A 19,040-nucleotide genomic window follows, 5' to 3' on the forward strand; every position below is an offset into this window, starting at 1 on the left:
CTTATTCCGCGGGGTTTTCCAGTGCCCGGTCTACCATTCGCCCCGCTGCGCCGACGTACTGCGCCGGGTCCAGGAGGCCAGTCAACGTTTCGGTGTCGACGACAGCCGTAATCTCAGGTGTGTCAGCCAGGATCTCTGACAGTGGACGGTTTTCCTCGATCGCGCGTCGGGAAGCCGTGCCCAGCAAGTCTTTCGCGCGCGCTTTGCCCATGAGTGGGGCCAGCGCTGCCGACAGTCGTTCCGAGACGATCAATCCGTTGGTGAGCGCGAGATTATCCAGCATACGGTTTGCGTGAATGTCCAATCCCCGCACCAAATCCACGGCGGTGTGAGAGGCGCCGCCGGTGAGGCGCAGGCATTCGCGCAGCAACTGCCACTCGGCCTGCCAGACGCCAGCCGAGCGTTCGTCTTCGGCCAACCCGGACTGCGTGACTCCCGCCGCCAGCACCGGAACCTGCAGCGCCGCCGACCGGATCAACGCCGACTGCACCGGGTTTTGCTTGTGCGGCATCGCCGACGACCCGCCGCCGGTCGCCTCGGTCACCTCGCCGATCTCGGTGCGGGCCAGGACCTGAACGTCGACAGCGATCTTGCCCAACGCCGTCGTCACGCCAGCCAACGCGGAAGCCAGCTCGGCCACCGGCGTGCGATCCGCGTGCCACGGCAGAATCGGTGCGGTCAAACCGGTTTCCTCGGCGAAGGCGGCGACGAGCCGTTCCGCGTAGTCGTCGGTGCCGTCGCCGTACTGGACGTACGCCGCCAACGTTCCCGCTGCGCCACCGAGCGACACCGGCAGCCGCAACTCAGCGATCCGGCGGGCGGCCTCCTGGACGCCTTGGCGCCAGATCGCCGCTTTAAGCCCGAAAGTCGTCGGGACAGCGTGCGCGGTGAGGGTTCGCCCGGGCATGACCGTGTCGCGATGGGCGCGCGCCAACGCGGCGAGGGCGTCCGCGATCGCCGTCAGGTCCGCGCTGATCAGCCGGAGGGCGTTGCGCGCGACGAGCATCATCGCCGTGTCGACGATGTCCTGGCTGGTGGAACCGCGATGCACGTAGTCGGCGACGTCCGGCACCTTGGCGGACAGCGTGCGCACCAGGCTGACCACCGGGTTTCCGGTCGCACGCGCGTCGCGCGCCAGCTGGACGACGTCGAGCTCGCCCTCGCCCAACAGCCGTGCGGCAGCACTGATCCGCTCGGCCGCCTCGGACGGCACCGTGCCAAGCCGCGCCTGCGCCCGCGCGAGGGCGGCCTCCGCTTCCAGCAGGGCGTCCGCGAACGCCCGGTCACCAGTCACCGCTTCGGCCGGGGTTCCGGCGCGCACCGGTGAGAGCAGGCCGGAGTCAGGATCGGCGATCATGCCGCCCAGCATCGCACGCCGGCCGGCTTGAGGCGGAGCGTCACCGGCGGCACGAGTGGCGTCGACCTCATCGGGCACGAGCTTGGCTGACCAGCTGCGGAGACGCTCCCGTTGGCTGCTGCGCGGCAAGGTGTCGACAGGGCGTCAGGAGACGCTGCCGTTCGCTGCTGCGCGGCGAAGTATCGGCAGGGCGTCAGGAGACGCTGCCGTTCGCTGCTGCGCGGCGAAGTATCGGCAGAGCGTCAGGAGACGCTGCCGTCGGCTGCTGCGCGGCAACGCGTGGGCAGGCCGTTCACGACACGCTGCCGTTCGCTGCCGCCCGGCAACCTGTCAGCACGCGTTCAAGAGAACCCGTCGTCGCGAGCGCGGCGGCGGACGGCTGCCGATCGCCAGAGAGCACCCCGTGGCCTCGCTGCATCACCTCCTAACAGGACTCGAGCGCCACTCACCTCACCGCCCCGTCGCCCCGTCCGTCACCTCCCTCAGCAGGTCCGCGTGTCCGTTGTGGCGCGCGTACTCCGTGATCATCGACAGCAGCATCCACCGCAGCGAGAACGGCTCTCCGGTGGTCTTCCCGACGCCCTGCGCGTCCAAAGAAGACGCCGCCGCCACGATCTCCCGGCTCCGGTCGCACTCCGCGTGCCACAACGCCAGTGCCTCGCCGAAATCGCCGTCCAGGCGGTCGAAGTCCTGGTCTGGGTCGTCGTCCGAGTAGTGCAGCAGCGGGACGTCCTCGCTGGCGAACTGGATGCGGAACCACCATCGTTCGACGCCGGCCAGGTGCCGGACCAGGCCGTGCAGCGACATTGTGGACGGTGGCACCGCGCGCGCCGACGCGGCTTCCTGGCTTAGCCCGGCGCACTTCAGCGCGAGGGTTTCGCGGTGCCACTCCAGGTAAGCGAGCAGGGTCTCGCGTTCGTCGGCGACGCGGGGGATCGGCGGCCGGTCGCTCTCGGCCACTTTGGCCAGATGCTTCGGGATCTGTGTCATGAGACGAGCGTCTCATCCACCACCGACAATTTTCGGCGCCGAGCCGCCGCATCGGGTGCACGGGAAACCGGCCGCGTATCGCAGTGGGCTAGGCCACATGGCGGGCCCGGGTAGCTTGCGGATCCGGTCTTGTCGATGCGGAATTCAGGTGAATTCCGGTGTTGATCAGCACACTCAGGCACGGTTTCCGTACGGTGTTGTCGCTCCGTCAGAGGTATCGTGAGCGGCATTCCGGGGATTAATCTTCTCGGCGGTCCGTGAACGCCCGCTCCGCCGAACAGCGGATGCTTCGCGGGGCCGAACGCACGAATGAAACGGTGAATACAGCGCCATGGTCGGAGCGAGTGTGCCGATGGTCGAGTTGTCGATGTACACCCACGCCGGCGGTCAACTCGACCGGTTGTGCCAGGCAGTGGGATTCGATCCCGAAGAACGCCGTCACCTGGATCTTCTCCGGTTGTTGCTCGGCGAGTCCGGTGAATTGACCGTAGACGCTCCGGCGCAGTTCCCATGCAATGTGGCGGACGACACCACGCCCGTTGAATTCTCGGTCGCATTCGACGCCAATGGCGAATGTGTGGTAAGGGTTCTCGGCGAGAGCGTCGGGGCTCCGGACCCGCGCGCGTTCCTCGCTCAGGTGGCCGGCGAGTACGGCCTGGTCACCGACCGGCTCGACGCGGTGGCGGACCTCTTCCTCCCGCACGACGAGCGCCGCGGGCCGTTCACGCTGTGGTACTCGCTGATCTTCCGCAACGGCTCCGCGCCGAAAATCAAGGTGTACCTGAACCCGCAGATCAGCGGCCCGACCATGGCGGATTCCCTGGTCAGCGAGGGATTCCGGCGGCTGAACCTCGGCGAGGGGTTCGACCCGGTCGTCGAGCACGCGCTGCGCCGCGGCGAGAGCGACAACTTCACCTTCTTCGCGCTCGACCTCGACGACGACCCGCTCTCGCGGGTCAAGGTGTACGTCTCGCACGACGCCGCCGAGGCCGAGGACGCGGTGCGCGCGGCGGAGCTGGTGCCCGGTGCGGACCCGATGCTGATCCGGGAATTCCTCGCCGTGCTCGGCGGCGGAAAAGGCCCCTTCGAAGGCCGTCCGCTGGTTTCCAGCTATTCCTTTGTCGAGGGTATGGGAGGCACTCCGGGAAACTACAGTCTTTACCTGCCTATTCGCAGCTACGTACCGGACGACGAGATCGCTCGCGCCCGGGTTCACGCCATTCTCGCGCAGTACGACTTCGATCCGACACAACTGGACAAAGCGCTGGCAGCGGTTTCGGAACGGCCACTGCGCGACGGCGTCGGACTGATCGCGCACGTGTCGTTGCGAATGGGCGAGTTCGGTTCCGGAATCACGGTCTACCTGTCCTCCGAAGCCTATGCGGTAGCGCCGCCGAGAAAGCGCCCGGTGCTCGGCCGGATTACCTGACGCGGCAGTTTTCGGCTGTCACCCACAACTGGAGGAAATACTCTGATGCGGACCTTCCCGCCGTACCGCGCCCAAGTCGTCGCCGAAATCCCGGTCACCACGCGTGCCGAACGGGAGCAGGCGCTCGCCGCGGCGGGCTACAACGCCTTCAACCTGCCCGCGAACAAGGTCAGCATCGACCTGCTCACCGACTCCGGCACCGGCGCGGTCTCGACCGCGCAGGAGGCCGCCGCGGCTGCCGCGGACCGCTCGTACGCCGGGTCGGATTCGTTCTACCGCTTCCGCGACGCGCTGAGCGACCTCACCGGATACCCGCACCTCCTGCCGGTGCACCAGGGCCGTGCGGCCGAGCGCGTGCTGTTCTCCAGCGTCCTGGAGAGCGGCCGGATCTCGGTCAGCAACACGCACTTCGACACCACCCGCGCGAACGTCGAGCTGCTCGGCGCCGAGGCGATCGACTTGCCCTGCGCGGAGTTCGGCGATCTCGACAGCCTCGAACCGTTCAAGGGCAACATCGACCTCGACGCCCTGGAACGCCTGCTCAGCGGCCCGGACGGCGCCCGCGTCGGCCAGGTGCTGCTCACCATCACCAACAACGGCGGCGGCGGACAGCCGGTCTCGATGGCCAACCTGGCCGCGGCGGCGAAGCTCGCGCGGGCGCACGGCGTGCCGGTTTTCCTTGACGCCGCGCGGTTCGCGGAGAACGCGTGGCTGGTCATCCAGCGCGAGGCGGGCTACGCGGACAAGACGCCGCGCGAGGTCGCGCGCGAGGCGTTCAGCCTGGTCGACGGCTGTGTCGCGAGCCTGAAGAAGGACGGCATCTCGCCGATGGGCGCGTTCATCGGCCTGACCGACCCGGAGCTGGCGCAGCGCTGCGAAACCAACCTCATCGCCACCGAAGGCTTCCGCACCTACGGCGGCCTCGCGGCGCATGACCTCGACCGCGTCGCCAAAGGCCTCCAGGAAGTCGTCGACCCGCACTACCTCGCCGCGCGCGCGGGCGAAGCGGCCCGGCTCGCGAGGCAGGCCAACGAGGCCGGTGTGGACATCGTGCAGCCGCCGGGCATCCACGCGCTTTACCTCAACGCCGGCCGCCTGCTGCCGCATCTGTCCGCGTCCCGGTTCCCGGGGCACTCGCTGGCCTGCGAGCTGTACCTGGCCGGCGGAATCCGTTGCGTGGAGCTGGGTTCGCTCTACCTCGGCACGCTCGACGAGCAGAACGAGCTGATCACTCCGGCCCCGTTCGAGCTCGTCCGGATGGCGCTGCCGCGGCGGGTGTACACCCAGGGCCACTACGACTACGTGGCCGAGATCCTCGGCGACATCGCGAAAAACCCGGATCAGGTGCCGGGCTACCGGATCGTCGAAGCGCCGAAGATCCTGCGGCACTTCAATCTCCGGATGGCCCCGGTCCACTGAAAGTCCACTGAGGACAGCGGAAAGCGAACGAGGGGGCTCCCCGCGCCGGGAACCCCCTCGCTGGTCTGGAAACCCGGCTCAGGCGGGCTGCGGAACCACCGTCATCGCGTGCTTCACCAGCCGGATCAGCGCGATCTTGCTCGAATCCCGCTGCCGCGCGTCGCACATCACGATCGGCACGCCGTCGGGCACCACGAGCGCCTCGCGGATCTCGTCGGGGGTGTAGCGCGGCGCGTTGTCGAAGCAGTTCACCGCCACGACGAACGGGATCTTCCGCCGCTCGAAGAAATCGACCGCCGCGAAGCTGGTCTCGAGCCGGCGCGTGTCGACCAGCACGACGGTGCCGATCGCGCCGCGCGCCAGGTCGTCCCACATGAACCAGAACCGTTCCTGGCCCGGGGTGCCGAACAGGTAGAGCACGTGCCGCGGCGAGATGGTGATCCGGCCGAAGTCGAGCGCGACCGTGGTGGTCTTCTTCTGCTCCACCCCGGACAGGTCGTCGACCCCGGTGCTCGCCTCGGTCAGCACCTCCTCGGTGGACAGCGGCGGGATTTCGCTGACCGAGGCGACCATGGTGGTCTTCCCGGCGCCGAAGCCGCCCGCGACGATGATCTTGACCGGGGTCGGCACCGACGCCGCGGCGTCTTCAGAGCTTGATGAGGCCATCGAGAACCGCCTGGAGAGTTTCGTGGTCCGGCGCCTGGGCCGGCTGACGGGACGGGGCGCGGGTGATGACGAGGCCGCGGTCGATCAGGTCCCCGCACAGCACGCGCACGACGCCGAGCGGCAGCTTCACGTACACCGCGATCTCGGCCACCGACAAGGGTCTGCGGCACAGCTGCGTGATCGCCAGGTGCTCCGGGCCGAGCCCGACCGGGTCCGATCCCTGCTGCAGGGTCATCACCTGGGTGGAGAGGTCGAGCTGATGTTCGGACGGGGTCCGTCCGCTGGTGATCGTGTACGGCCGGACCAGCGGTCCGGCGGCCTCGTCGTACCAGCCGTCCTCGGTCACGTTGCCTCCCGCAGCAGGTTCGCGGCCTCGCGCGGCGCCGAGGCCAGGTAGTCGCCGACACGCTTGACGAGCCGGTTCATCTCGTAGGCGATCATTTCGACGTCGATGTCCGCGCCGGCGAGCACGGCGAGGCACGCGCCCTGCCCGGCGGCCGAGACGAAGAGGTACCCGCGCTCCATCTCGATCATGTTCTGCAGCACCGGACCGCGGTGGAACTGCCTGCTCACCCCTTTGGCGAGGCTCTGCAGGCTCGACGCGATGGCCGAGAGCTGGTCCGAGTCGTCCTTGCTCATCCCGGACGACTTGCCGAGCAGCAGGCCGTCGGCGGACAGCACGATGGCGTTCTGCGCGCCGACGACGCGGTTGACGACGTCGTCGAGCAGCCAATTGAGATCAGGGGTGGAGTTCCCGTACTCGTTCATGCGGACAGACCCTGACTTTCGGTGTCGTGAGGTGTTCGGTCGTTATGAGTCATTTTGCCCGCCTCGCGCCCGGCGGGTGCCCTTGTGGAACGCCATGAGCGTCCGCGCGGTGGTCTCGCCCGCGTTGGTGACGTCCGCTTCGGCGGCGGCGTCCGGGTCGTCGTGCAGCTGGGCGACGAGGTTCTGCTGCGGCTGCCGGCGCGGGAGCCGGGGCCGGTCGTCGCCCTGCAGCCCGCTGAGGTCCGGTTCGGCGGACGCGCGCGGCGCGGCCGGGACGTCCGGGATCTGGCCCGCGGACGGGGGATACGGCTCCGGAGTGCGCGGGGCCGGCGTGGGCAGCGGTCGGGCCGGGTACGGACGCGGGGCCGGTGTCGGCTGAGGCGTCTCCGGGGCCGGCCGGTGAGCGCTTTCCTGCGCGGGCGCGCCGACCTGAGCGAGCGCCGGGGCCTCGTCGGCGGGTTCGGGCGCGTTCGCGTCGGCCAGGTGGTTCGACGGGATCAGCACGGTCGCCCGGGTGCCGCCGTAGCGCGACGGGTCGAAGGTGACCGTGATGCCGAGCCGGGAAGCCAGCCGCGCGACCACGAACAGGCCGAGGCTGGAGTCCGCGCGCAGGGCCATCGCGTCGAATTCGGGCGCGTCAGCCATCATCGCGTTCGCCCACTCGCGCACGCCTTCCTTCATGCCCAGCCCCTGGTCGGACACGTCGACGACGACGCCGCGCGCGACCATCCGGCTGGTCACCTCGACCTGCGAACCGGGCGGGGAGAACGACGTCGCGTTGTCGACCAGCTCGGCCACGAGGTGAATGGTGTCCGCGACCGCGGTGCCGACGATGGCGACGTCCGGCACCTGCTCGACCTGCACCCGGGAGTACTGCTCGGTTTCCGAGACGGCCGCGCGCAGCACCTCCATCAGCGAAACCGGTTTGCGCCAGCGCCGTCCGGGCTGCTTGCCGCCGAGGATGATCAGGTTCTCCGTGGTCCGCCGGGCGCGGGCGGCGAGGTGGTCGAGCTGGAACAGCGACGCCAGCTGAGTCGAGTTCTCTTCGCGGCTTTCCATTTCGTCCAGGATCTGCAGCTGCCGGTGCACCAGGACCTGGTTGCGGTGCGCGATGCCGAGGAACACGTTGTGCACACCGCTTCGCGCCTTCGCCTCGCTCGCCGCCGCGTTGACCGCGGTGAGCTGCGCGGTGTTGAACGCTTCGGCCACCTGGCCGATCTCGTCGCGACCGTGGTCCAGCTTCGGCAGCTCCGCCTCGATGTCCACCGGGTCGCCGCTCTTGAGCCTGCCGACGATGTTCGGCAGCCGGTTGCGCGCCAGGTCGAGCGAGTCGTTGCGCAGTCGTTCGAGGCGCGTCATCAGGGTCCGGTCGACGAGCGAACGCGACACCCGCACCGCGACGATGATCGCGGCCAGCGAAGCGAGCAGAGCCACGATGCTGCCGATGATGGCGTTGCGCAGCTGCGCGTTTCCGGAGTCGATCGCGGCGGCGGAAACCTGGTCCGCCTGTTCGATGGTGAGCTGGTTCAGACCTTGCGCGACCTGCGCGGTCAGCGCGTGCCAATCGCCCGCCGACACCGGAACGGTGCTCTGGTCGCTGCTGGTCCACGGGCCGTGCTTGATCAGCGAGTCCTCAGCCGCGTTGAGCCGTTTCCACGCGTCGCTCGCCGAAAGCTGCTGGTAATGCTGGCGTACCGCCGGTTCGAGGAACGGCGAGATCTGCGCCAGCTGGGTGCGGTAGTAGCCGACCAGCTGGGAGAACTGGACGAAGTCGTCCGGTGCGAAGTTGCTGCCGGAGAACGCCGCCGAAACCAGCGACGTCTCGCGCGACATCAGGTCGCCCGCCCGGAAGAGCGAGGTCGCCGAGATCGCGCCCTGCACCGCGGTCGCGTCGGGGACGATGCGCGCCTGCGTGTCGAACAGCGTCGCCGCGGAGTCGAGGACGCCGTTGTAGTAGGCGTTGACCTGTGCGCGGTTGATGCTGCGGAAGTTGACCTGCGAGCGCAGCACCGGCAGCTGGTCGAGCTGCGCCTTCAGCGCGGTGACCTTGCTGGCGATCTCGTCGGGCGCGCTGGAAATGGTGGCGGCGAAGGCTTCCTGCAGGCCCTTCAGCTTGCCGTCGCTGTCCTGCTCCTGTTGCTGCAGCTGCTGCGGACCGGAACTGGGGCTGTCGAGGTATTGCAGGGCGAGCTGACGTTCTTGCTGCAGCGACGACAGCGCGGTGAGCGCGGGGATCGAAACGTCACGCACCGAGCCCGCGACGAGCCGCACGTACAAGCCGTTGATGAAGAAGGCCGTCGCCAGCACCGCCCACAGCACGAGCAGGGTGATGCTCGGGATCAGGACCGTCCGGGTCAGCCTCTTCCGGATCGACTTGTCGTACGCCTTGCCGGGATCGTCCTTGGTCTCCACGATGATTCACGAACTCCTGGGTCACCCTCGGCGAGAGTGCGGACACGGCCGGGGAAGCGGACACGCCAGTGGGTGCGAGTGGTCCTCGTCACGGAAATCTCGGATACACCCTTCGTAGGCCCACCGAACGGAACAGCCCCGGTTTCTATCACGAACGGGGGCCCCGTGGTTCCGCTGAACGAGCAGCCGAACGCCGTCTTGACAGCGGTTACCGACGGTAGTGCCGAGTTCCCCCGGCGTTTTCCGAGGCCCTGGCCCCGGCTGCGGATATCGGACCAACGGGCTGGGCTGAATGAGTGATTCAAAAAGTGTCCGGACACTCAGTCAGGGTTCCGCGTGGTGGAACTGCCGACTAAGTGACTTGTCGACAACCACGGTCCACTGTGGACTAATGCGGGATTCGCGGAGTCGGCCCGAGGAACGGGAGCAGTTCGGTGCCGTCCTGAAGCGCGGAGAGGGTGCGCAGGACTCCGGCGCCGCCGGTGGCGACGTCGGCGGACAGTCGTAGCAGGTGAGTGCCGGGGAAGGCAAGGCCGCCGCGGAACGGGACCGCGTACCACGAAAGCCGCGTCAGGTGGCGGTCGATCGCGTCCTGGGTGCGCCGGTCCGGGGTGCTGCTGAACGCCAGCCCGGCGGCGAGGCCGCAGCGGCCGTTCAGGAGGCCGGGATGCAGCGCGAATTCCCCGCGGCACGCGACGCGCAGCGCGGGCAGGCTGCGCGCGGCCTTCGCGTCGAGGCGGTACCGCGCCAGCTGCTCGGTGACGATCAGGATGCCTGCGCTGCCGATTCCCGCTCCGCGTCGTGAGCCCCGGTTGCCGTCGCGGACCGGCAGCGAGCCGTCGAGCGCGGGGACGCATTCCTCCAGATCGCGTTCGAGCGCCTGATCGGCGAACGAGAGCCAAGCGGGTTCGCCAGTGCGCTCGTAGAGCCGGAGGAACAGCAGCGCCGGGCCGGACCAGCCGTACAGCAACCCGGCCTGTGCTGTCGCGCCCGGCGGTTCCGCGGTGTCCAGCGCTTCGGCGAGCCGGATGCCGATGTTCAACGCCTGCCTGCCGAATTCGTTGTCCCCGCGGGTCGCGGCGAAGTGCAGCCGGGTCAGGCCGATGCCGGCCAGCCCGCTCGCCAGGTCGTGGCCGACGGTCTGGTCCACCAGCGCGCGCGAGGCGGCGAGCAGAGTGCCCGCGGCCTTCCGGTAGCCGAATTCCTCCAGCACGTAAGCGATTCCGTGGCTGCCGTCGTAGAAACCCGCGCGGCTGGGCTGTTCTCCTTCGACCGCGTCGAGGACCCACTGCTCGTGTTCGGGGAAGCGGCCGACGCCCGCGACGTGCAGCGAGTGCAGGACGCCCGCCGCGCCGGTGCCGAAGGTGGCGCCGCCGACGCGGAACTGCTCGATGTCGCCGGGGAACAGGCGATCCAGGCGGTTCGGGGTCGCGCACGCGAGCAGGGCTTCGGAGATCTGCTTGCGCACCAAGGTCCAATCCGGACGCGGTTCGTCGAGTTCGGTGTGCGCGGGCTCGGTGTGCGGCGCGATGCTGTCGGCGTATCCGGCGGGCAGCGAGAATCGGCGCTCGGTGAGCTCGGCTGCCCAGCGGAGGCGTTCCGGCACCAGGTGATAGAGCGGGGCCAGCGGCAGGAACAGGCGCAGCCGCAGAGGCGTTTCGTCGCGGTCGAAGCCGGTCAGCGACACCGTGCCGGTGCTGTCGACCAGGATGTTGTGCGGGTTTTCGAGGACGACGCCGCGTTCGCCGGCTTCGGCGACGATGCGGTCCACTTGCGCCAGCACGGCCAGCGCCTGTTTGCGGTAGGCGGCCAGGTCGCTTTCCGGGCAGTCGCGGCGGGTGAGCGGGTAGTGCCGGGTGAGCCAGGCGTCGAGCGAAACGCCGGGCCGGTACTCCCGCACCAGGTAGTGGCGCTGTCCGGTGAGGTACGCGTGGGCCTTCGGGATGCCGGGGATTCCGGCGAGCCGCTGGAAGAGGTCGTACTTGCGCTCCAGCCGGGCGACCGCGTCGACGCCGTTGCCGTCCAGCCCGGTGTAGGGCCAGGCCTCCTCGACGAGCACCTGCTCGCCGCCGCGTTCGGCCAGGTAGACGGCGGTTCCGTGGGCTTGGCGGAGTACTTCGACGACGGGGTGCGGCGGCTCCGGCGCGTCGGTGTACTCCGCGACGCAGTCGGGAATCCGGACCCAGCCGGGCACGGAGAAGCCCGGGCCCTGATGCTCCGGTTCGAGCGCGCTGCTCGGCCTGCGCAGCGCGGGCACGCGGGCCCCGCCGTACTCGGTCCACAGTGGCGTGAATCCGGCGTAATGCACGTGAATCGGGCATTCTCCGCAGCGAAGCGCGCCGTCGATATCCGGTCCCGGTTCGCCGGTGAGGAGTTCGGAAAGGTCGTCGAGGATCCGGTCGAGGGTGTTATTGTCTGGCGGATAAATAGTCGCGAGAGCGCCGGTTCCGCCGGTTGTCGGATATTCGGCATTGCGATCAAGGAAAATCGACCGGGAACGCAGGTGCCGATGGTGCAGCCGGCGCGTCCGGCAGTACTCGCGGACACGGTCCAGTACTCGGTCGGCATTGCCGGGAGCGGCGGAAATCTCGACCGCCCAGCCCTGTTCCGGCAATCCGGCTCCCGGCGGGCGGAGGTAGCGCCAGTGCTCGGTCTCCTCTATTGTCCACAATGGACTAGGCGGGGCCGCTGCCAGGTCGTCGGCGGATATTTCCCGTCGGCGGTCGAAGAACCACGGATCGGCGAGGCAGAATGCCTCGTGCCGGACGTTCATAAAAGTGGACCCTTCCGCGTATGCGCTTCTCCGGTGCTCCGGCGACGGAAACCATTCCCGCACAGCTTCGCCGCCGCGCCAATCCGCCAATTCAGCGTTCGGCCGACCCGGGCGGGGCGAGGATAAAACCGGCACTGGCGAACCGAGCGTGATTCCCCGTCGCCCGGTCGAGCGGGATTTCCGTGGCATTCGGGAATTGACGGAATGCCAGGAACCCGTTCCGGTGAACGTGGCCCCGGCCACGCCGTCGGCCCCTCGCCCGTCCGGGGCGGTCAGCCGGGCGGGTACGTTGAGCCCGGCGGGCAAAAGGAGGAACGGGTGATCGTCGGGTTCGCGATAGCGGTCGCTGGATGCGCGGCGCTCGTCGCGCTGTGGAGTTTCGTCCAGGCGGCGCGCAAGAAGCTGCCGGACACCCCGCTGCTCGTCGCGCTCGGCGTGATCGAGGTGCTGCTGGTCGTCCAGCTCGTGATCGGGATCGTGCTGCTCGTCGGCGGGCACCACCCGGGCAGCCTCGCGACCTACCTCGCCTACCTGATCGGCTGCCTCGTCGTGCTGCCGGTCGGCGCGGCGTGGGCACTGGCCGAGCAGAGCCGGTCGAGCACGGTCGTGCTCGGCATCGCCTGCCTGGCCATTCCGGTGATGGTGCTGCGACTGAACGAGGTGTGGAGTGGAGCAAGCGCGTAAGACGGCCACCGGTCCCGGCCGGATCCTGGTCGCGGTGTACGCCATCTTCGCGCTCGCCGCGACGTCGCGGGCGGGCGTCCAGATCGGCACGAAGTTTCACGAGGCGCCGCTGGCGTACGTGCTGTCGGCCTTCGCCGCGGTGGTCTACATCCTGGCGACGATCGCGCTCGCCCGCGGCGGCCGTACGTGGTGGCGGATCGCGCTGGCCGCGTGCACGATCGAGCTGCTGGGCGTGCTGACGGTCGGGACCCTGAGCATTTTCGACCGGCAGGCGTTCCCGGACGCCACGGTGTGGTCGGTGTACGGGCAGGGGTATCTGTTCATCCCGCTGGTGCTTCCGGTGATCGGGCTGTACTGGCTGCGCCGGACGCGAGTCTGAACAGTACGCGGAACTGTCCGTAGCGGCGGTGTCGGCAGAAGAACAGGTGGTCCCCGGCTACTTTCGCCGGTTCTGGTTCCTGGGCGCGGCGCTGATGATCGAAGCCCCGTCCCCACCGGAACCGCGGCGACGACGCCGCAGAAACGAGAGACCATGCGTTTGCGCACCTGTTTCCTCGTGCTCGCTACCGCGCTTGGCCTAGCCGGATTCGCCGGTCAGGCCGGCGCGACTGCCCCTAGCCCTGGCCCGGCGATCATCGGCGGCGGCTACGCCTCCAACGCCCCGTGGGCGGCGCGGCTGTTCGTGAACGGGCAGCAGAACTGCACGGCCACGATCATCGCCCCGCAGTACATCCTCACCGCGAAGCATTGCGTCGCTTCCGGTGGTACGTACACCTTCCGCATCGGCAGCCTCGACCAGAGCAGCGGCGGCACGACGGCCACCGGCGCCGCGATCACGCGCTACCCCGGAGCCGCTGACCTGGCCATCGTGCGGCTGTCCAGCTCGGTGAACGCGACGTACTCGCCGCTCGGCACGTCGACCGACGTCCGCGCCGGGCAGACCGTGCAGGTCTACGGCTGGGGCGCGACGAGCCGGTGCGGTTCGGAGATCAACTGCCAGTCGCGGTACCTGAAGGTGGCCAACGTGCGCGTGACGACGCCTTCGTGCAGCGACTACGAGGGCGGCGTCGCGGTGTGCGCGACCTACGGCGACGGCATCACCGCCGGCGGCGACTCGGGCGGCCCGATGTTCGCGTCCGGACGACAGGTCGGCGTCGCGTCGACCAGTGACCGGCAGAGCAGCACCGCGTACACCAACATCACGCGGTACCGCAGCTGGATCTCGCAGGTCGCCGGCGTCTGACCTCGCCGACGTCTGATTTTGTCGGTGGTCCGGCCTAGTGTTGGGAGTGCGCACCGCTTCCGTTGCGCGGAGGAGGAGAACGATGCCCGACAAGCTGATCCCTGGGCCGGACCACCCGATCACCGTTGAGCCCAACCCCGCGCGGGTGGTGGTCAAGGCAGGCGAGAAGACCATTGCCGACACCACCCGCGCGCAGGTGCTGCGGGAGGCGAGCTATCCGCCGGTGCAGTACATCCCGCTGGAAGATGTCGACTTGGCGATGCTGTCGCCTACGGAACACAAGACGCACTGCCCGTACAAGGGGGATGCGTCGTACTACAGCCTGGCCGCGGTGCCGGACGGCGAGAACGCGGTGTGGGTTTACGAGGCTCCGTATGACGCGGTGGCTTCGATCAAGGGGCACGTCGCGTTTTATCCGGACCGGGTGGAGATCGAGGAGGTCGGCTGAGGGGGGTTTCGCTTGGCCAGGGGTTGATCGTGGCGCGGGGCTGGGGCTGGTTTGGTGCGGATCTGGCCGGTTGTTGAGCCTGGTTCGGCGCTGGTCCTCGTTCGGTACTGATCGCTATTCGGTGCGACTCCGTGGCTGACTGCCTGTCCCGGGTCAGGGGTGATTTTGGTTCGGTGCCGATTTCGGCTGAGGGGTTTTGCTTGGAGCTGTGGCTGACCGCCGCTCGGGTCTGGCCTTGGCTCGCCGTTGAGGCCGATGCGGTGTTGGTCCCGGTTTGCTGCTGATCGAGTTTCGGGGTCGCTTCCCGGTTTGGTGCTGTGCCAGGTTCGGCGTTTGATCCAGGTTCGGCGTGGATTCCGGTGTGGTGCCGATCCTCAGCTGGTTGCTGAGCCGCGCTGGTTGCCGTGCCTTGGCTGGCTGCCGAGCACCGCTGGTTGCGTGCCTTGGCTGGTTGCTAAGCCTCGCTGGTTGCTGTGCCTGGTTCGGCCGTGCTGATCGGTTTCTGTGCGGCTCCCGGCTCCCGGCTCCCGGCTCCCACTCGCGGCTCGCGGCTGTCCGTGGTCCGGTGTCGATCCCAGCTGGTTGGCCGTCCGGGTTCGGAGTTGCTTCTGGCCGGGTGCCGGTCGCGGCTGCGGGTTTGCTTGGCCCGTGGCTGATGCCGGTTCATGACTGGGCGTGGCCCGGTGCCGATCTCGGCTGCCTGCCGGTCTTGGCCGGGAGTCGGGTCAGCGGTCGACTTCGAGCCAGGACGCTTCGCCCGCCTCGTGCAGTGCGTTCCACAGCAGGTTGAGCGGGTGGCTGTCCGGGTAGGAGGATCGTTCGCCGCGCCGGGCGAACACGCCGACGAGCAGTTCGAGTTTCGGCTCGATGTCGTCGACGAGGCTGATTGTGCGCAATCCGGAGGCGGCGTGCAGGCGGTTTTCGCCCGCGGCTTCGCCGAGCCCTTGGGTGACGAGCATGCAGCCGCGGATGAGACCCGAACGGAGCAGTTCGAATCCGTATTGGGCGGAGTCGATCTCGGCTACGATGTCGAGCCGGTTGCGGTAGTCGGAGCCGAACCAGCCGCGCATAAAGTCGTTGATCACGCCGCCGCTGGGGACGACGAGCGGCAGTGTCGGCAATTCGCTGGTGTGCACGGACTCCCCGGGCTTCGGAGTGTCCATATTGGTCAGGATGCCGAGGCCGCTGCGCCGCCATTCGAGCACGTCGACGGTGTCGAGCGCGTTGGTCGTGACGACGCTGCCGCAGACCAGGTCCACGTCCTTGGCCAGCAGGCGGTCGATCAGGTCCTTGGTGCGCACGTGCACGACGTTCAGTTCGATGTCCCGCGCGCGGAACTGCTCGGCCACGAGATCGCCGGCGTGGGCCAGGCTGCCGAGGGTGTAGCGAGTCGCGCCGACGGTAAGCGTTCCGCCGAGTTCGCGGCGGCATTCGTGAATGGTGTCCAGCCATTCGGTAAGAGTGCGGCGCGCCTGTTGCGCGACGGCGCGTCCGGTGTCGGTAAAAAGAACGTCGCGGCCACGTCCTTGGCGGTGCAACAATGGCTCCCCGCACAATTCGGAGAAATTGCGGTTGAGAGTGTCGAGTTGTTTTTGCACACTGGACTGGTCGCGGCCGAGCGCGCGGGCGGCGGCGAGGGCGGTACCGGTTTCCGCGACCGTGATCAGCGTGCGCAACTGGTCGAACGTCGTGTCGAGCAGGGCAGGTGAGGAGCGCAGGAGCCTGCTGAGCACGTTGAACGACGGCGACCGGAACGGGCTGGGTGCGGACATCTGCCAGGGCTCGCCTTCTGCATTCGCTTCTCGGACGACGAAGAGCCTAACCCGGCTCTTCTGATCTCGCGGCCAGTTCAAAAAATCTGCAGATTTTATCGGTGAACCAGTGGACGGCGCAAGCAGTCGGCGGGAAACTCCGTGACGCTTGATTCGATTGCTGATCCAAGGAGTTCGACAGAAGTGAGTTCGTACAGTTCCACCGGCGCGCGACGTTCCCGCACCCTGACCATCGGCGGGGGGCTGGGATTGGTCGGCGCGCTCAGCGGGCTGCTGTGGGGTGCGATGGTGCTGGTGCAGGGCGAGGGCTTGATTCGCCCCGCCGTGCAGGAATATTTGCAGAACGAAGGCCGAGAGCTGGCCTCGAGCGGCCTGCTGACGGCCAATGACCTGACCGGAATCGCCATGACGTCCTTCAACAGCCGCGCGGCGATCTGGCTGGTCATCGGCCTGGTAACGCTGGTGTCGGCCGTAATGGTCCTCGCCGCGCACAACTGGGCGCGAGTGGTGCTGACAGTCTTCGCGGTCTTCGGCATCGGCCTTGGCCTGCGCGACCTGATCGACCTGAACCCGGCGCTGCTGAGCGCCTTCGACGCGGTCGCGGTGCTGAGCCTGCTGGCAGTGCTCGTCGTGCAGTGGCTGCCCGGGGCCAACCGGGCGGTGCGGGCGCGGAAGAACGCGGTGATCGCGCGGAAGGCCGCGGCTTTCGCGGTCTGAGATTTCGAGGGATGCGGTTTTTGCAGGCGGCACGTCTGAGGGGTCGTGCCGCTTGAAGAAACCGAACTGCCGGTTGGGCAGTGCTCGAGCGCGATGGCTGCTTCAAGGCAGTGTTACGCGGGCGGCGTGTGTTTCAAGGGGAGCGGGGTGCCTGCGAGGACGATGCTGGAGGCCTGTCCTTAGGCGGACAGTGCCTGAGCGCAGTGACCGCTTCACAGCCAGCGTTGCGGGGAGCGAATGCTTCGAGGGAACGCGTCCTGAGGGGTCGGCTATCTGAAGGGGCAGTGCCGGAGGGGCGGTCGTGAGGGGCGGCGTTCGAGGCGCATCCGTTTGAGGGGACGGATGACTGAGAGGGACAGCGCCACTGAAGGGACGACCGCTCGAGGGACGGCACCGGAGAGACACCGTTGAGGGACGGTGCCTGAGGCACGGGCGTTTGAAGGGCGTTAGCGGAGGGGCGACGTTCGGTGGGCTAGTCAGTCCTCGCGGAGCAGCGCTCGGGGGAGCGGTGCTTGAGGGGCGCGGCCGTGTGCAGGGTGTTTGGTGGAGGGGGCGTTCGATGGCCAGCCAGCTTTCGAGCGGCGGCGCTTGAGGGGAGCGGTGCTTGAGGGCCGATCGTGTGGAGGATGCTGCCGGAGGGGGCGGCATTGAAGGGCTGGTCGTTCGTCGAGGGGCAGCGCTTGAGGCGGGCTGTGTGAAGGGCGTTGGCGGAGGGGCGACGTTTGATGGGTTAGCCAGTCCTCGCGGAGCAGCGCTTGGGGAGAGCGGTGCTTGAGGCGCGGCTGTGTGAAGGATGCCGGTGGCGGGGCGATGCTAGCCAGCTTTCGTGGGGCAGCACTTGAGGGGAGTGGTGCTTGAGACGCGGCCGGTTGACGGCTGCTGGCAGAGGGGCGACGTTCGATAGGCCAGCTCCCAAGGGGAAGCGCTTGAGGGGAGTTCCGTTCGAGGGGGAGTTCCGCCTCGCCGCCTGACGGGCGGCGGGGCGGGACCGGGTCTCGACCTGCTTCTGTTGCGGGCCCGCCGGTATCGCGCTCCGGTGACCGGCGTGAGGTGATCCGGCGAGATCCGTCGGGGCAACAGGCCTGGGGTCTCGCTAAGCCCCGAGAGTCGGCGGGGTCGGACGCATACCGGTTTCCGGGTCGACGGCGGTCCCGTCGTCTGCGAAGAGGTCTACATCAAGAACGTACTTGCGTTCGTGCTCTTCGTCTTCTTCGTTCTTGCCACGTTGACCGCCGGCTGCTGCCGCGCCGGGCAGGCCTTTTCCGCCGGGGGTACCGCGTTCCGCGCTGAGCCGGGAAGCTGCGCCTTCGCTCGCGCCGACTCCGGAGCGGGGGCCTGGTTCGCCGCCCGGTCGACCGGAATTGCCGCCGGGACGGCCGGAACCGCCTTCGCTGCCGGGGCGTCCGGGGCCGCCGAGTTTGCCGAGGTCGTTGCCAATGCGGCCGGAGCCACTGCCGATGCGGCCGGAGCCGCCGCCTAGGCGTTCTGAGATGCCGCCGAGGCGTTCGCCCCCGGGGTTGCTGATCGGTGCGATGCCGAATTCGTTCGCTGGGCCGGGTGTCGACGGGCCCCTCGTTTCGCCGCGCCACGGGGTGTCCACGGTTGGACCGGAAGGTGGCGGCGGGGCGTATCCGGAGGTGCTGGTGTGGTCGGTTTCCCCGCCAGACCTGGTATTCGCGGCCGAGGAGCTGTGCGGGGAAGAGCCGGTGGAGGGAGTGAACGTCGAGCCAGGGCCGCCTGTCGAGTGCTGCTCGGGGGCAACCGGGCCGGGCTGGGGCTTGGCCTCGGCGGAGGGGTGTTGCTGGATGGTCACGTCCCCGCCGTCGTAAGTGCCGATCTTTCCGTAATCGACCTTCAGTTGTTGTGTGTTCCCCTGGCTTTCCGCCGTGAACTTCTCATACGTATCAAGGTTTTTCTGCTGCGCACTGTCATGTTCCAGCATTTTGGACATGACGTCCGCGTTCATCAGACCCGCCGCGGGCGTCGGGCTTCCCGTGGGCGCGGGTGGGATCGTCGTCAGCTGATTCCGCAGGTTCTCGTGCATGGCGATGCCGGTGGCGTGGGTGTTTTCGTTGGCCGCGAACGCCTGGTGCGCGTCGATCGCCGAGGCACGGACGCGGCGCAGTCGCTCGGCGACCAGGTCGGCGCCTTGGCCGGTCCAGGAAGACTCGAGCTTCGTCAGTGTCCCGGACATGTCCTGGCTGATCGCCTCCAGTTCGCTGGCCACCTCGTGCGCGGAGGTCGCGCCGGTATGCCAGCCGCTGGGGTCCGAGGCGTGCACTTCCTTGACGATGTCCTCGATCGGCACCGTCAGTTCCTGGTGCTGGTCCAGGTACTGCTTGATCGGCTCCCAGAATTTCAT

The 19,040-nt window shown here is 68.4% G+C and carries 16 protein-coding genes; 7 read left to right on the plus strand and 9 right to left on the minus strand.

What is annotated here, in order from left to right:
• Window position 1: 1 nt before the first annotated feature.
• Window positions 2–1,357 (minus strand): 3-carboxy-cis,cis-muconate cycloisomerase, encoded by a 1,356-nt coding sequence (gene pcaB / locus ACFXI3_RS07325; protein WP_378398621.1) that lies wholly within the window; start codon window positions 1,355–1,357, stop codon window positions 2–4.
• A 450-nt stretch (window positions 1,358–1,807) separates the two neighbouring features.
• Entirely contained in the window at window positions 1,808–2,347 is a 540-nt protein-coding gene (locus tag ACFXI3_RS07330; RefSeq protein ID WP_378398623.1) for a DinB family protein, read from the minus strand.
• A 331-nt stretch (window positions 2,348–2,678) separates the two neighbouring features.
• Between ACFXI3_RS07330 and ACFXI3_RS07335 the strand changes: the two genes are divergently transcribed.
• Together ACFXI3_RS07335 and ACFXI3_RS07340 are read left to right on the plus strand one after the other, a co-directional pair.
• On the plus strand, window positions 2,679–3,776 hold the full coding sequence (locus ACFXI3_RS07335) for a tryptophan dimethylallyltransferase (RefSeq protein WP_378398625.1): 1,098 nt from the start codon (window positions 2,679–2,681) through the stop codon (window positions 3,774–3,776).
• Between the two features lie 45 nt (window positions 3,777–3,821).
• Window positions 3,822–5,195 carry a tryptophanase gene (locus ACFXI3_RS07340; RefSeq protein ID WP_344287828.1) on the plus strand — a complete coding sequence of 458 codons (1,374 nt, stop codon included), beginning with the start codon at window positions 3,822–3,824 and terminating at the stop codon, window positions 5,193–5,195.
• A gap of 78 nt (window positions 5,196–5,273) precedes the next feature.
• Here ACFXI3_RS07340 and ACFXI3_RS07345 read toward each other — a convergent pair whose 3' ends face one another.
• The 5 genes from ACFXI3_RS07345 to ACFXI3_RS07365 all read right to left on the minus strand — a co-directional run bounded on the left by ACFXI3_RS07345 (window position 5,274) and on the right by ACFXI3_RS07365 (window position 11,814).
• Window positions 5,274–5,861 (minus strand): ATP/GTP-binding protein, encoded by a 588-nt coding sequence (locus tag ACFXI3_RS07345; protein WP_067583957.1) that lies wholly within the window; start codon window positions 5,859–5,861, stop codon window positions 5,274–5,276.
• A complete protein-coding gene (locus ACFXI3_RS07350; RefSeq protein WP_344287831.1) occupies window positions 5,842–6,207 on the minus strand; it encodes a DUF742 domain-containing protein in 366 nt (121 codons plus the stop codon). Before ACFXI3_RS07350 ends, ACFXI3_RS07345 begins: the two co-directional genes overlap by 20 nt.
• Window positions 6,204–6,629 carry a roadblock/LC7 domain-containing protein gene (locus tag ACFXI3_RS07355; protein ID WP_116199532.1) on the minus strand — a complete coding sequence of 142 codons (426 nt, stop codon included), beginning with the start codon at window positions 6,627–6,629 and terminating at the stop codon, window positions 6,204–6,206. The genes ACFXI3_RS07350 and ACFXI3_RS07355 overlap by 4 nt, the downstream gene beginning before the upstream one ends.
• Before the next feature lie 42 nt (window positions 6,630–6,671).
• Window positions 6,672–9,041: a nitrate- and nitrite sensing domain-containing protein gene (locus tag ACFXI3_RS07360; RefSeq protein WP_378398628.1), complete on the minus strand. Its 2,370-nt coding sequence runs from the start codon at window positions 9,039–9,041 to the stop codon at window positions 6,672–6,674.
• 388 nt (window positions 9,042–9,429) lie between these two features.
• The gene (locus ACFXI3_RS07365; RefSeq protein ID WP_344287837.1) at window positions 9,430–11,814 is read right to left on the minus strand and encodes a serine/threonine protein kinase; all 2,385 of its coding nucleotides are present in this window, start codon (window positions 11,812–11,814) and stop codon (window positions 9,430–9,432) included.
• 318 nt (window positions 11,815–12,132) lie between these two features.
• Here ACFXI3_RS07365 and ACFXI3_RS07370 point away from each other — a divergent pair, with 318 nt between their 5' ends.
• The 4 genes from ACFXI3_RS07370 (at window position 12,133) to ACFXI3_RS07385 (ending at window position 14,189) form a co-directional block, all read left to right on the plus strand.
• A complete protein-coding gene (locus ACFXI3_RS07370; RefSeq protein ID WP_344287839.1) occupies window positions 12,133–12,498 on the plus strand; it encodes a hypothetical protein in 366 nt (121 codons plus the stop codon).
• Window positions 12,499–12,520: 22 nt separating this feature from the next.
• Window positions 12,521–12,877 (plus strand): hypothetical protein, encoded by a 357-nt coding sequence (locus tag ACFXI3_RS07375; RefSeq protein WP_378398718.1) that lies wholly within the window; start codon window positions 12,521–12,523, stop codon window positions 12,875–12,877.
• Window positions 12,878–13,030: 153 nt separating this feature from the next.
• Complete coding sequence (locus ACFXI3_RS07380) at window positions 13,031–13,741, plus strand: S1 family peptidase (protein WP_378398630.1); 711 nt, start codon at window positions 13,031–13,033, stop codon at window positions 13,739–13,741.
• A gap of 82 nt (window positions 13,742–13,823) precedes the next feature.
• Entirely contained in the window at window positions 13,824–14,189 is a 366-nt protein-coding gene (locus ACFXI3_RS07385; protein WP_344287843.1) for a DUF427 domain-containing protein, read from the plus strand.
• A 725-nt stretch (window positions 14,190–14,914) separates the two neighbouring features.
• On the opposite strand, the gene ACFXI3_RS07390 is transcribed toward ACFXI3_RS07385, so the two are convergent.
• Window positions 14,915–15,961 carry a LysR family transcriptional regulator gene (locus tag ACFXI3_RS07390; RefSeq protein WP_378398632.1) on the minus strand — a complete coding sequence of 349 codons (1,047 nt, stop codon included), beginning with the start codon at window positions 15,959–15,961 and terminating at the stop codon, window positions 14,915–14,917.
• 183 nt (window positions 15,962–16,144) lie between these two features.
• Here ACFXI3_RS07390 and ACFXI3_RS07395 point away from each other — a divergent pair, with 183 nt between their 5' ends.
• Entirely contained in the window at window positions 16,145–16,678 is a 534-nt protein-coding gene (locus ACFXI3_RS07395; RefSeq protein WP_378398634.1) for a hypothetical protein, read from the plus strand.
• A gap of 1,093 nt (window positions 16,679–17,771) precedes the next feature.
• On the opposite strand, the gene ACFXI3_RS07400 is transcribed toward ACFXI3_RS07395, so the two are convergent.
• Window positions 17,772–19,040 (minus strand): WXG100 family type VII secretion target, encoded by a 1,269-nt coding sequence (locus ACFXI3_RS07400; protein WP_378398636.1) that lies wholly within the window; start codon window positions 19,038–19,040, stop codon window positions 17,772–17,774.

The sequence above is a fragment of the Amycolatopsis sp. NPDC059235 genome (assembly GCF_042754125.1).
GTDB classification, from domain to species: domain Bacteria; phylum Actinomycetota; class Actinomycetes; order Mycobacteriales; family Pseudonocardiaceae; genus Amycolatopsis; species Amycolatopsis albidoflava.